This window comes from Paenarthrobacter sp. UW852, from assembly GCF_024608385.1.
GTDB lineage: Bacteria > Actinomycetota > Actinomycetes > Actinomycetales > Micrococcaceae > Arthrobacter.
Genome location: NZ_JAMSGY010000001.1, coordinates 645,265 through 657,112, shown reverse-complemented (window position 1 = coordinate 657,112; position 11,848 = coordinate 645,265). Strand labels below are relative to the sequence as shown.

General features: G+C 65.1%; 13 protein-coding genes. 9 read left to right on the top strand and 4 right to left on the bottom strand.

What is annotated here, in order from left to right:
* Window positions 1-38 precede the first annotated feature (38 nt).
* Genes NEK97_RS03070 through NEK97_RS03055 form a run of 4 tightly spaced genes read left to right on the top strand, consistent with a single transcriptional unit; the run spans window position 39 to window position 5,408 of the window.
* Window positions 39-2,726, top strand: coding sequence for a bifunctional GNAT family N-acetyltransferase/acetate--CoA ligase family protein (locus NEK97_RS03070; protein ID WP_257368388.1), 2,688 nt, complete (start codon window positions 39-41; stop codon window positions 2,724-2,726).
* Window positions 2,727-2,783: 57 nt separating this feature from the next.
* Entirely contained in the window at window positions 2,784-3,509 is a 726-nt protein-coding gene (locus tag NEK97_RS03065) for a DUF5998 family protein (RefSeq protein WP_235520489.1), read from the top strand.
* Window positions 3,506-4,711 carry an alkaline phosphatase family protein gene (locus NEK97_RS03060; protein ID WP_257368386.1) on the top strand — a complete coding sequence of 402 codons (1,206 nt, stop codon included), beginning with the start codon at window positions 3,506-3,508 and terminating at the stop codon, window positions 4,709-4,711. The genes NEK97_RS03065 and NEK97_RS03060 overlap by 4 nt, the downstream gene beginning before the upstream one ends.
* Window positions 4,704-5,408 carry a thymidine kinase gene (locus tag NEK97_RS03055; protein ID WP_235520491.1) on the top strand — a complete coding sequence of 235 codons (705 nt, stop codon included), beginning with the start codon at window positions 4,704-4,706 and terminating at the stop codon, window positions 5,406-5,408. Before NEK97_RS03060 ends, NEK97_RS03055 begins: the two co-directional genes overlap by 8 nt.
* A 12-nt stretch (window positions 5,409-5,420) precedes the next feature.
* Here NEK97_RS03055 and sepH read toward each other — a convergent pair whose 3' ends face one another.
* Window positions 5,421-6,755: a septation protein SepH gene (gene sepH, locus NEK97_RS03050; protein WP_257368384.1), complete on the bottom strand. Its 1,335-nt coding sequence runs from the start codon at window positions 6,753-6,755 to the stop codon at window positions 5,421-5,423.
* Window positions 6,756-7,039: 284 nt separating this feature from the next.
* On the opposite strand from sepH, the gene NEK97_RS03045 reads away from it, so the two are divergent.
* Window positions 7,040-7,339, top strand: coding sequence for a DUF4193 domain-containing protein (locus NEK97_RS03045; protein WP_235520493.1), 300 nt, complete (start codon window positions 7,040-7,042; stop codon window positions 7,337-7,339).
* 19 nt (window positions 7,340-7,358) lie between these two features.
* Here NEK97_RS03045 and NEK97_RS03040 read toward each other — a convergent pair whose 3' ends face one another.
* Window positions 7,359-7,856, bottom strand: a complete 498-nt coding sequence (locus NEK97_RS03040; RefSeq protein WP_257368382.1) for a DUF3093 domain-containing protein — start codon at window positions 7,854-7,856, stop codon at window positions 7,359-7,361.
* Window positions 7,857-7,959: 103 nt separating this feature from the next.
* Here NEK97_RS03040 and dut point away from each other — a divergent pair, with 103 nt between their 5' ends.
* The 4 genes from dut (at window position 7,960) to NEK97_RS03020 (ending at window position 10,480) form a co-directional block, all read left to right on the top strand.
* Window positions 7,960-8,511, top strand: a complete 552-nt coding sequence (gene dut / locus NEK97_RS03035) for a dUTP diphosphatase (RefSeq protein WP_257368380.1) — start codon at window positions 7,960-7,962, stop codon at window positions 8,509-8,511.
* Between the two features lie 97 nt (window positions 8,512-8,608).
* Window positions 8,609-9,343: a DUF3710 domain-containing protein gene (locus tag NEK97_RS03030; RefSeq protein ID WP_257368379.1), complete on the top strand. Its 735-nt coding sequence runs from the start codon at window positions 8,609-8,611 to the stop codon at window positions 9,341-9,343.
* Window positions 9,336-9,713: a hypothetical protein gene (locus NEK97_RS03025; RefSeq protein ID WP_257368378.1), complete on the top strand. Its 378-nt coding sequence runs from the start codon at window positions 9,336-9,338 to the stop codon at window positions 9,711-9,713. Before NEK97_RS03030 ends, NEK97_RS03025 begins: the two co-directional genes overlap by 8 nt.
* Window positions 9,710-10,480 carry a DUF3159 domain-containing protein gene (locus NEK97_RS03020; protein ID WP_257368377.1) on the top strand — a complete coding sequence of 257 codons (771 nt, stop codon included), beginning with the start codon at window positions 9,710-9,712 and terminating at the stop codon, window positions 10,478-10,480. The genes NEK97_RS03025 and NEK97_RS03020 overlap by 4 nt, the downstream gene beginning before the upstream one ends.
* Here NEK97_RS03020 and NEK97_RS03015 read toward each other — a convergent pair.
* Together NEK97_RS03015 and NEK97_RS03010 are read right to left on the bottom strand one after the other, a co-directional pair.
* Entirely contained in the window at window positions 10,447-11,175 is a 729-nt protein-coding gene (locus NEK97_RS03015; protein ID WP_257368375.1) for a TrkA family potassium uptake protein, read from the bottom strand. The genes NEK97_RS03020 and NEK97_RS03015 overlap by 34 nt on opposite strands.
* Window positions 11,175-11,846, bottom strand: coding sequence for a TrkA family potassium uptake protein (locus NEK97_RS03010; RefSeq protein ID WP_235520547.1), 672 nt, complete (start codon window positions 11,844-11,846; stop codon window positions 11,175-11,177). Before NEK97_RS03010 ends, NEK97_RS03015 begins: the two co-directional genes overlap by 1 nt.
* Window positions 11,847-11,848: the final 2 nt, after the last annotated feature.

Sequence of the window (11,848 nt, the reverse complement as noted above, 5' to 3'; positions counted from 1 at the left end):
GAAAGTCGTACTGCGGATGTTTTAGCTAGGCTAAGCCTATGGTGGATCAGCCCGGCGTCGGCATTTATCCGGAATATTGGGAGGCCGATGTCGTCCTGCGCGACGGCGGTACGGCGCATCTGCGGCCGATACGCCCCGAGGACGCCGATGCCCTGCAGGCCTTTCACGCCGGCCAGTCCCAGGCGTCCATCTACATGCGGTTCTTTTCCTTCAAGCCCAGGCTCTCCGGCAAGGAAGTGCGGCGGTTCACCGAAGTGGACCACATCAACCGGGTGGCATTCGTGATCACCATCGGTGGCGAAATCATGGGCATTGGCCGGTACGACCGGCTGGACGATCCGCTGGAAGCCGAAGTCGCCTTCAACATTTCCGACGCACACCAGGGCCGGGGCATTGGCTCGATCCTCCTGGAACACCTGGCCGTAGCCGCCCGCGAAAACGGCATCCGCCGCTTCACCGCCGAGGTCCTCCCGGACAACCGGAAGATGCTCATGGTGTTCGCGGACGCCGGCTACGACCTCAAGAGGCAATTCGACGACGGCGTGGTCAGCGTTGAATTCAACATCGACCCCACGGAGAAATCCCGCGCCGTCATGGAGGCCCGTGAGCACCGCGCCGAGGCGCGCAGCGTGCGCGACCTTTTGTCGCCGTCGTCGGTTGCAGTTATTGGTGCCAGCCGCAAGTGGGGGACGGTGGGCTACCAGCTGCTTGAACACATCATCGAAGGGGGCTTCACGGGGCCGGTGTACGCCGTTAACCCGGAAGCGCTGGAACTGGCCGGCATGATGTCCTATGCCAAGTTGTCCGAGATCCCCGACCCGGTGCAGCTGGCCATCATCGCCGTTCCCTATGACGAGGTACCCAAGGTGGTGGACGACTGCGCCGCAGCGGGCGTGAAGGGCATTGTGGTGGCAACGGCCGGCTATGCCGATGACGGTGAGCGCGGGCTCCTCCGCCAGCACGAGTTGGTCCGGCGCGCCCGGGCCAATGGCATGCGCGTCATCGGTCCGGAGTCCCTGGGGATCCTGAACACCCACCCGTCCGTGTCGCTGAACGCTTCCATGGCCCCAACCATGCCGCCCCGGGGCAGCCTGGGCTTGTTCAGCCAATCGGCAGCGGTCGGAGTGGCGGTCTACGCTGCCGCCAGCCGCCGTCGGCTCGGGTTGTCCTCCTTCCTCTCCGCCGGCAACCGCGCGGACGTTTCGGGCAACGACGCCATGCAATATTGGGAAGACGACGCCGATACCTCCGCTGTGGGCCTCTACCTTGAATCGATCGGCAACCCCCGCAAGTTCTCCCGCCTGGCACGGCGCCTGTCCCGCAGCAAACCGGTCATCGTGGCCAAGTCCGACGTCACCGGGCTCAGCTTGCCGCCGGGCCACGAGGTCCGGACCACGCAGGCCCCGGGAGCGGCGGTGGACGCCATGATGCGGCAGGCGGGCGTCATACGCGTCGAGACCATCGAGCAGCTCATGGACATCGCCCAGATCGTGTCCACGCAGGCGCTGCCCAAAGGGCCGGGACTTGCTGTGTATTCGAATTCCGTGGCGCTCGGCAAAGTGGTGGCCGACACCGCGGTTCCGCTCGGACTGGACGTCAACCGCCTGGTGACCGACGTCGATCTTGACGCCGGCATGTCGCTGGCGTTGCCGGCCCTGCGGGCCAGCCTCCAGGAGAGCTTGGCTGACGAGTCCGTCCACGCAGTGGTTGCAGCCCTCCTCCCGGCCCGTGGCCTCACAGTGGAGGCCTTGGCGGGGGTGCTGGCCGAATGCAGCGCCGAGGCGGGCAAGCCCGTGGTAGCGGCCTTCACGGGGATCCTGGATTTTTCGGTCCATGTGGAGGGCATGGTGGGCTTGTCGGGGAAACCGGCGCTGCCGTGCTTCTCCAATGCCGGCGCCGCCGTCGCTGCCTTGGCCGCTATCGTCCGGTATGCGCAATGGCGTGACCGTGACCAGGGGCTTTTCGTCGAACCTGTTGGCTGCGACGTGGATGGCACGCGCGAGACCCTCGCATCGATGCTCGCCGGAGTGACCGGCGAGAAACTGCGGAAGCTCGACGCCGGTGCTGCCGCGGCGCTGCTGGGCGGCTACGGCATCAAGGTGGTCCCCACCTTCGGTTTCGGTACGCCGGACGAGGCCGTGGCCGCAGCGGACAAGGCCGGATGGCCTGTGGTCCTGAAGACCACGGATCCAGCCCTGCGGCATCGGCTGGACCTGGGCGGCGTCCGGCTTGACATCCAGGACCCTGAATCGCTGCGGCAAAACATTGCCCAGATGCGTCGCGCGCTCGAACCCTACGGCTCACCGGCGCTGGAAGTGCAGGCCATGGCACCGGTGGGGCAGGCGTGCACTTTCCGTGCCATGGAAGACCCCCTGCTTGGCCCGGTGCTCTCCTTTGGGCTGGCCGGTGATGCCGTGAACCTGCTTGACGATTGGGCACACAGGGTCCCACCTCTTTCCGCGGCGGACCTGCATGACGTGATCCGTTCACCACGCGCGTCCCGGAAACTCTTCGGTTACCAGGGGCTGCCGGCAGTGGACGTTGAAGCGTTGGAGGACGTTGCCGCCCGCCTGGCCAAGCTCAAGGACGACCACCCGGGCATTGCGCTGGTTGAGTTCAATCCGGTGCTGGCCGGGCCGTCAGGGGCCACGATCCTGGCTGCCGATGTGTGGATAGGCAACGCGGCCCAGCGCACGGACAGTGCCCGGCGGGCCATGCGGGGTTAGCCACAGGGACGGCCATCGCGGTTAGGAAGTCACCCGGCGATCTGTGAAAATGGGGGTATGAGCACCCAGTCTCCGACGCCTCAATCCCGCCCGTCCACCACCGGGAACCCTGCCGCGCACAACCACGCCACGCAGGGACAAAGCCTGGACCAGGCGTTGCAGCAGGCGGGGTTCTATCCGCGGTTGGTGGCCGACGTCGTTGATGACGCCCTGGACGGCCGTGAGTGCCTGTCCCATCTGGTTCACCTGGAAACTCACTTCGACCGGGCCGAGGTCCGCCGCCACATCACCGTCCTGGTGCTGACCGAGGACATGCTGGTCATCACACATGTTGACGATCAGCAACTGGACGAAGCGGGGGAGCAGATCGTAGCCCAGATCTCCACCGAGTCCGTGCCCGTAGCCCAGATCCGCTCTGTGGTCCTCAGTTACATGTACTCCCAGCCGCAGAACTACAAGTCCTCGGACCCCGTCCGTGAACTGACCGTCTCCATTGCCTGGTCAGGCGGACAAAGGCTCGACATGGGACCCGCCAGCTGCGGGGATCCACAGTGCGAGGCTGATCACGGCTACAGCGGAACCATCGCCCAGGAGGACATCGTCCTGCGCATCAGCGCCGAAGCCGATGGCCTGCAGGCAGTCCAGGACGCCAAGCTCTTTGCCCGTGCCCTGCGCGCAGTGAACACCGGCAACCCTGCTCCCGTCCAGCACGCCACCATCCCCGCTCCGAGGCCCCGTTCAGGGGTCTTCAGCAACCGCTTGAGCCGCGGACACCAGCGTTGAGCGAAAGGGCACAGACAGGCCGATCCATCGACATTCCCGCACCCCCCTTGTTCGGGACCAAGTCGATAGCCGAGGTTCTCACCAGTTCCGCCGCTGCGCTTGGCTTGTCGGGCTTCACCAACCAGCTTCAATTGCCGGCCTCACAGCGGGTCTGCGTCGTCCTCGCCGACGGATTGGGCCGGAGCCTGTTGAAGCAGAAGGCCTCCCACACTCCCTTTCTCCGGTCCGTCATTGCCGGGGGCCAGCGCAATGTCCCGCAATGGATCGACTCCGCGTTCCCCAGTACCACGGCGGCCTCCCTGGCGAGCCTTGGTACAGGGTTGCCCGCGGGTCAGCACGGGATGGTGGGCTACGACGTCCTTGACCCCGCACAGGACAAAGTGGTCAATCTCCTGGGCAATTGGGATGCCCAGGTGGATCCGGGGCAGTGGCAGCCCAACCCCACCGTTTTTGAGCGCGTGGCGTCCGAGCTGGACGTCGTGACCGTCAGCCTGCCACAGTTCGGCAATTCTCCCATGACCCAGGCGGCACTCCGTGGCAGCCGCTTCGTGGGCGGCACCACCCTGCATGCCCGGACTGCCGCCGCGGCGGAAGCCATGGCCGGAGGTGGAAAGTCGTTGATGTACTTCTACCTCAACGAGCTCGACAAGGCCGGACACCGCTATGGTTGCCAGTCGGACCGCTGGGAGCATCAGCTCGAAGAACTCGACTCCACCGTGAAAAGGCTCTCCGCAACTCTTCCTGCAGGTACCACCATCCTGCTCACCGGTGACCACGGCATGCTGGACGTTCCCGAATCCCAACGGATCGACTACTCTGCCGACGAGTCGCTGGTGGCTGGTGTCCGGCACACAGCCGGTGAACCCCGCATGGTGCATCTCTACCTCGAACCCGACGCCACCGAAGCCCACCGGGACGCGCTCCTTGCCGCCTGGCGGAAGCGGTTTGGCGAGCGTATCTGGGCTTTCACCAGGGAACAGGCAGTGGATGCCGGTTTGTTCGGTGCAGTGCGTCCGGACGTCGCTCCCCGCATCGGTGATGTGATGATCGCGGCCCGCGACACCCTGGCCCTGTACGACACCCGCAGAGTCCGCCCCGCGTCCCTCGAAGTCGTAGGCCAGCATGGATCGCTGACCAAAACGGAGCGGGAAGTGCCACTGCTGTGCTTTACCGCCGCCGGCAGGAAGGGCAAGCGTGGCTGAGCTGGTCTTCTTCTCGGGAACCATGGACTGTGGAAAGTCAACGCTCGCACTGCAAATGGATCACAACCACCGCGCACGCGGCCGGGGCGGCATTCGCTTCAGCTGCAATGACCGTGCCGGGGACTCCACGATTTCCAGCCGCCTGGGACTGCGTACCGATGCCGTGGAGGTGGAAAGCGCTACGGATTTTTGGGACGAAGTGGTGGTCCGGCGTACCAGCGGACTCCGCGTCGACTACCTCATCTGTGACGAGGCGCAGTTCTACTCACCCTCCCAGGTTGAGCAACTGGCGCGCGTTGTTGACGAGATGGATGTGGACGTTTTCGCTTTCGGAATCACATCCGACTTCCGCACGCGCTTGTTTCCCGGTTCACAGCGGCTCATAGAGCTTGCCGACAAAGTGCAGGTCCTGCAGGTCGAAGCGTTGTGCTGGTGCGGCCGCCGGGCAACCCAAAACGCACGCACCGTGAACGGCATCATGGTGGTCGAAGGTGAGCAGGTGATGGTGGGTGACGTTGCTGCCGCTGACGATGCACCTTTCGCGGGCGTCGTGGGCTATGAAACCTTGTGCCGCCGCCACTACATGAGGCGCGTCACAGCGCACGGTGCCAACCTGATGGCGGGAGGGGACCAGCCGCTTCCGTTCGACGTCGACGCCTGCCTGTGGCCCGGGGCCGGGGAGCTTCCGCGGCCGTAGACGCGTGAGCAGTCAGTCTCCCCGGGCTCCAAAGACGATCTCGTCCCAACTCGGGATGCTGGACCTCTTGGGTCGTGACGGCTGGCGTTCAGCAGGAGCCTCAACGTCCTTGCCGCCCTCACGGTCCTTGGCGTCGTCAGCCGGTGCCGGCTGCACAAGGCTGCCTTCCGCCTCATCGCCGGTGGACCCCTCATCGCTCCTTGAAGGGGCCTGGGTGCTGCCGCCCAACAGTTCATCCAGCCCAGCGGGCTTGCGTGCCGTCAAGGACGTGACAGGGCGCAGGGGACTGGCCACAACCGTGATCTCACGGGTATCAGTGCTGACGCCCTGGTGGAGCTTCAAGACATCGTCGTCATCCTCGGAACCAGCATGCCGTGGCGCCAGGCTCAGACGGGAAAGCATGGAAGGGCGGCCGTCCTTGCGGGCAGGTTCTTCCGGGGTTGCAGGGACCGGTTCAGGGGCATCTTCGGCGGCTTCTGCGAGGACTTCCTCAACTTCTTCGCCTGGCCGCGGGTGGGCCGCCGGAACATTGCTCAGGAGGACTGCGAGGGCGTCATCGCCGTCTTCGTCCACGCCCAATCGCTGCCCACGGCGTGAGCGGAGCATCTCCAGCAGGCTGTCTGATTCCTTGGCGGAGGCACGCGCTGCCGAATCGGCGTCGTTCTCAAAATCGAAGGGCCGGTCCGAAACCGCGGCCAGGCGCCGGGCAGGAACCGGTCCGTCCAGGGGCTCAAGCTCGCTGAGCTGCTGGGCCCAACGGTTGGCGTTCTGGAGTGACTTGCGTTGGGGGCTGAAGGTCCACATGGCGGGCGGCTCTTCGCCGATGTTTCCGTGGGTTCCAGGGACCGTTTCGAAACGCGCGACGACGGTCCAGGAACCATCCGGACGGCGCCAGGAGTCCCATTCGACCGTGGCCGAGTCAATGCCGTGGGCGGACAGCCGGTGATCCACCATGTCGCCAAGGGTGGCCGGTTGGTCGCCAAAGACCGAACGGTACATGTCGTGACCGGGGGCGGGCGAAGCGACTTCGATTCCGCGTGCCTGGCGGACCACGTACTCACGCTCTGCAAGGACGGGGCCTTCGTAACGCTGTACGTTCGCCAGGGGGAGCCCGGAGAGTTCGGCGACCTCCGCTGCCGTGGCCCCGCTCCGGATCCTGGCCTGGATATCCCGGGGGGACATGGCAATGGGAGTATTCGAGGCCCGCGCCGCCACCTGGGCAGGGGTCCGGCTCGCCGCGGCCCGGAGGGCCTCGTCGATCGGAAGCTGGAACATCGCCCCACCGGGGCCGCTGAGCAGGAGATGCCCGCCGTCGTCGTGGACTCCTACCAGTCGTAGATCCTGCATAACACCCTCCACCACATGGCATAACTGACATTCGAAACTCTGCCACCCGTCACGCTCTTTTCCTACTAGGACAAAGGGCGTGCCGTGATATTCCCTTGAATCAGCCCCGGCGATGAGGTTGGCCCAAGGCCGGACCTCTGGACATTCAGTGGTGGGGGGAGGAAAATCTGCCCGATATCGGGCACAAAACCCAGGCGTCCGGCGTTGCATCGTTACCGGCGGCGGGGACTGATCCGCCCGACCGGGAACCCAACCGGAGCAGGTACGGAGGATGAAGCAGGACCATGGCAACGGATTATGATGCCCCTCGCAAGACCGAGGAAGACGCCAGCGAGGACTCCCTTGAGGAGCTCAAGACGCGCCAGTCAGGGAAGCAATCCTCAGCGGTCGACGTCGACGAGGCCGAGCTCGCCGATGGCTTCGAGCTCCCGGGAGCCGATCTGTCGGGGGAGGAGCTCCTGATTCAGGTCATGCCTCCCCAGGCTGACGAATTTACGTGCTTCAACTGCTTCCTGGTCAAGCACAGGTCGCAAATCGCCGCAGAACGGGGCGGCCACCTTTACTGCACGGAGTGCGAAAGCTGAGGGACCGGCCTCCCGTTTCTCAGGACTGGCGCGCCGTGAGGGCAGAAACCAGTTCCTCCGGCCTGCGGGACGATGCGAGCCAGTAGGGGGTGCGGTCTGCGGGATCCGTGATCTCGATCTTGACCACGGGGTCGATCCAGCCGCGGAAGCACATGTACGCCAGGCCGTTGAGGCGCGGGCCGCGTTCCGCCGTCGCTTCGCCCTTCCTGAAGGCCTCCACGGTGCCGACGAACCTGCGGTCGATGCTTGCCCGGCCTACGCGCACGGTGTCCGCGGTAACGGTGATGGTGGGGGTCGAGAGCACCAGCATCACGGTCATGATGGCCAGGAGTGCGATCGCTGCGATGATTCCGGTCGCCACGCTGATGGGGCCGAACATGAGAAGGCCTGCGCTGGAAAGGCCAACAACGACAATCCAGATCCACGGTGACGGCCACAGCTTTTCGCTGTACAGGACCCCGGAAGATGAGGGGGTGTTCCGGGCAGGCACGGGTGAAGACTGGTCAGGTGTAGGCATGGGATCAGCTTATCGGGCGATCGACTCCCAGCGGGTTCACAGGCAACGGTGGCCATGGACGGGGACCTTCCCGCCGGGCCCGGTCCCCGTAGAATGGACGACTGTGAGCAACGAGACCGCAGTATTCAGTTCAGACGCCGCCTCCGTCAACGCGGACAGCGGCAACACCGCCCCGTCCTACGGCGCCCCCACTTTGGAGGTGCAGCTTAAAATGCTCGACGCCGGGTTGGAAGCACCCTCGTACGCCCACCCCGGAGACGCGGGAGCCGACCTGCGGTCCCGCGAGGACGTGCACTTGGCCCCCGGTGAGCGGAAGCTTGTGCCGACGGGCGTGTCCATTGCGCTGCCGGACGGATTCGTGGCCCTTATCCACCCGCGCTCGGGCCTCGCCACCAAGCACGGACTGACAGTCGTTAACGCTCCTGGAACGGTGGACGCGGGCTACCGCGGCGAAATCGCCGTGACCCTGCTCAATACCGACCAGAACCACGCCATCGACCTCAAACGCGGCGATAGAATTGCACAAATGGTGATTCAACGCGTCGAATATGCGCGGTTCGTGGCTGTCGACCAGCTCTCTGATTCCGTTCGGGGTACCGGCGGTTTCGGATCCACCGGCGGCTTCAACGCACCGACCACCCCTGCAAACCACTGACCCTGGCAAGCGCTGGCATCTGAATCCCGCCGCATTGCAGTTGTTTTACGTGGTTGCGGTTTACTTGGGGATAGACCACTACTAAGGAGAAAACCCCATGCTTTTTGGGCGCGGCAAGAAGTCCAAGGACGAGCAAGCGGAATCCGCTGCCGCCGTCGATGAATCCGGTACGGCAGAAGAAAGCGCGGAGCCTGGCACCCCCGGCGACTTCCGGCTCAGCAAGGGTCCATTGGATATCGATGAAATCGAGGACCGTGACGGTTATGTGGACCTGGGCGCGTTGCTGATCGCCCCTGCCGAAGGGCTGCAGCTGCGGCTCGAGGTGGAAGAAGCCACCCAGCGCGTCGTCGCCGTCACCATGGACCTTGCCGGGTCCAGCCTGCAGCTCCAGGCTTTTGCCGCCCCGCGGTCAGAGGGCCTGTGGGATGAAATCCGTGAGCAGATCACCCAATCCGTCGTCAGCCAGGGCGGCGAAACCGAGGAGATCTCCGGTGCGTTCGGCACGGAACTGGTCGCGAAGCTTCCGGCGCAAGCCACTGACGGCAGCCACGGGTTCCGGGCGGCCCGTTTCATGGGAGTCGACGGACCCCGCTGGTTCCTCCGGGGAGTGCTCGGGGGAGAAGCGGCCCTGGACCGCGACGCAGCGGCTGGCCTTGAAGAGCTTTTCCGGCGTGTTGTGGTAGTCCGGGGCGACAACCCGATGCCCCCACGTGAGTTGCTGCAGCTTCGCCTGCCCAAGGACGCAACCGCTGCCGGGCAGCCCGGGGCTCCGCAGGGCGCACCCGGCCTGCAGCAACCCGAACGTGGTCCGGAGATTACCCAGATTGGCTGACAAGCCCGCCCGAAACGGGTTTGCAGATCGATCGCCGCTGGGGGAGGGCGTGCGGGACCTGCCCACCCGCGGCAGGGCAACCTGTACGGGTTACATCGAGTCGGTTACGCACCAGCCACCCAGCGAACAGCCCTTCTTCTCCGCAGTGGTCGTGGACGCACTGGAGCATGGAAGCGAGTCCCTGCTCCTGTCCAAGGGCGCCCGGAGGCCGTTTGACCGGCTCCGGGTCATCTGGTTGGGCAGGACGCGTGTTCCCGGGATCGAGGCCGGTGTACGGCTTCGCCTGAACGGCATGGTGACCCAGCTCGACGGCCTGCCGGCAATGTTCAATCCACGCTACGAAATTCTCTCCCGTCAGGAGCACCTATGACCGTGGCCAATGGTTCAGAGCCGAAGGACAACGCAGGGGCGACGCCGCGCGGCGATGAAACGCCGGCCGTGACCCCCGACAACCGGCCCAGCATGGCCGACCTCGCTGCAGGCTACGCGGGAAAAGCGGGCCTCCAGCGAAACAGTGCGGGCCACGTGGACATGCTCAAGTCCGCCGGAGGAATCCAAGGGATCGCCGAGAGCATTCTGCCCGGACTGGTCTTCCTGGTGGTGTTCACCATCACGCGGGACCTGGGTCCTTCCCTCATGGCCGCCCTGGCGTCGGCAGCGATTTTCACCGTGGTTCGGCTGGTTCAACGGCGCCCCCTGACGCAGGCCGTTGCCGGCATCGTCGGCGTCGGTATTTCGGCCTGGCTGGCCAACACCACCGGCAAAGCTGAAGACTTCTACGTTCTTGGTTTCTTCACCAACATCGCCTACATTGCGGCCATGGTGGTGTCGATCGCCATCAAGTGGCCCGTGGCTGGCCTGCTCTTCGGCTTCGTGCGCAACGAGGGCCTGGACTGGCGCAAGGACCCGGAACGGCTTCGCGCCTACAAACTGGGAACCTGGATCGTGGCAGCAGTGCTCGCACTGCGCCTCGTGGTCCAGGTGCCCCTCTACTTCATGGGCGAAGCAGGCTTGACGGCATTGGCCACCACGAGGCTCCTGATGGGTGCGCCGCTGTATATCCTCGGCCTTTGGGTAGCCTGGCTGGTCACCAAGCCGGCAACTCAGCCGTCGAAGCCGTCGTCGTCGGCGGACTGATCCAGCACGCCGTTGCCGTCCTGGCCGCCGAGCTCCGAGCCCGGTGACAGGAGGGCGCGCAGGCCATCCTCCGCAGCGATGGTGGTGACGAAGAACAGTTCGTCGCCGCCGTCAAGGACGTCGTCGCGGGTGGGTGTGATGGGGGCCTGGTCGCGCAGGATGGCCACCAAAGTGGAGTCATCCGGCCAGTCGATGTCGCCCACGGTGCTTCCAATGACGTGGGAGTCATGCGGAACGGTGAACTCGACGATCGACGCAACGCCGGTCTGGAGGGTCAGCAGGCGCACGATGTCGCCGATCTCCACCGCTTCTTCCACCAGTGCGGTCATCAGTTGCGGGGTGTTCACTGCGACGTCGACGCCCCAGGAATCGTTGAACATCCAGTCGTTCTTCGGGTTGTTAACCCGTCCCACTGTCCGCCCGACGCCGAATTCGGTCTTGGCGAGCAAGGAGACCACCAGGTTCACTTTGTCGTCACCCGTGGCGGAAACCACGACGTCGGCATCCTCCAGTTTGGCGTCCTGCAACGTGCTGAGTTCGCAAGCATCACCCACCAGCCAACGCGCACCCCGGAGCCCGCTGCGGCCGATAACCTCGGGCTTGAGGTCAATGAGCAGGATCTGGTGCTTGTGGGACAGGAGCTCACGGGCAATGGATGAGCCGACGCTGCCTGCGCCAACAATGACAACTTTCACTAAGACTCCTTGGCGGGTGCTTTGGCGAGGATCCGGGTGATCTCGGATGTTCGGTCCAGGCTCACCATGGCGTGGACGGTGTCGCCTTCCTGGTAAGCCGTACCTGGGTGGGGGAGGAGGCCTTCGCCAAAGCGCGTCAGGAAGGCGATGCGGATTCCCGAAGCGGCCTCGATGGAGGACAGGCTGTGTCCGATCCAGGCCTCGTGCAGGTCCACTTCGGCCAGGATGAGCCGGCCGGACGGTTCGCGGTAGTCGCCGGCCAAGTGCTGCTCGGGAAGTATCCGGCGCAACACCTGGTCCGCGCTCCAGCGCACGGCAGCAACCGTGGGGATGCCCAGCCGCTGGTAGATTTCGGCGCGGCCGGGATCGTAGATACGTGCCACGACGTGGGCCACATGGAACGTCTCCCTGGCCACCCGGGTAGCCAGGATGTTCGAGTTGTCGCCGCTGGAAACCGCTGCGAAAGCGTACGCGTCTTCCACGCCCGCCTGCTTGAGTGTGTCCCGGTCGAAGCCAACGCCGGTGACCTTCCGGCCGCCGAAAGTGTGGCGCAACCGGCGGAAGGCCCGCTCATCCTGATCGATGATGGCCACTGAGTGGCCGGCATCCTCCAAAGTATGTGCCAGGGTTGCGCCAACACGCCCGCAACCCATGATCACGAAGTGAGCCACCA

Excerpts from the sequence above, each read along its gene's own strand:
- NEK97_RS03070 (WP_257368388.1), top strand. The coding sequence starts at position 39 with ATGGTGGATCAGCCCGGCGTCGGCATTTATCCGGAATATTGGGAGGCC.
- NEK97_RS03065 (WP_235520489.1), top strand. The coding sequence starts at position 2,784 with ATGAGCACCCAGTCTCCGACGCCTCAATCCCGCCCGTCCACCACCGGG.
- sepH (WP_257368384.1), bottom strand. The coding sequence starts at position 6,755 with ATGCAGGATCTACGACTGGTAGGAGTCCACGACGACGGCGGGCATCTC.
- NEK97_RS03045 (WP_235520493.1), top strand. The coding sequence starts at position 7,040 with ATGGCAACGGATTATGATGCCCCTCGCAAGACCGAGGAAGACGCCAGC.
- NEK97_RS03040 (WP_257368382.1), bottom strand. The coding sequence starts at position 7,856 with ATGCCTACACCTGACCAGTCTTCACCCGTGCCTGCCCGGAACACCCCC.
- NEK97_RS03030 (WP_257368379.1), top strand. The coding sequence starts at position 8,609 with ATGCTTTTTGGGCGCGGCAAGAAGTCCAAGGACGAGCAAGCGGAATCC.
- NEK97_RS03020 (WP_257368377.1), top strand. The coding sequence starts at position 9,710 with ATGACCGTGGCCAATGGTTCAGAGCCGAAGGACAACGCAGGGGCGACG.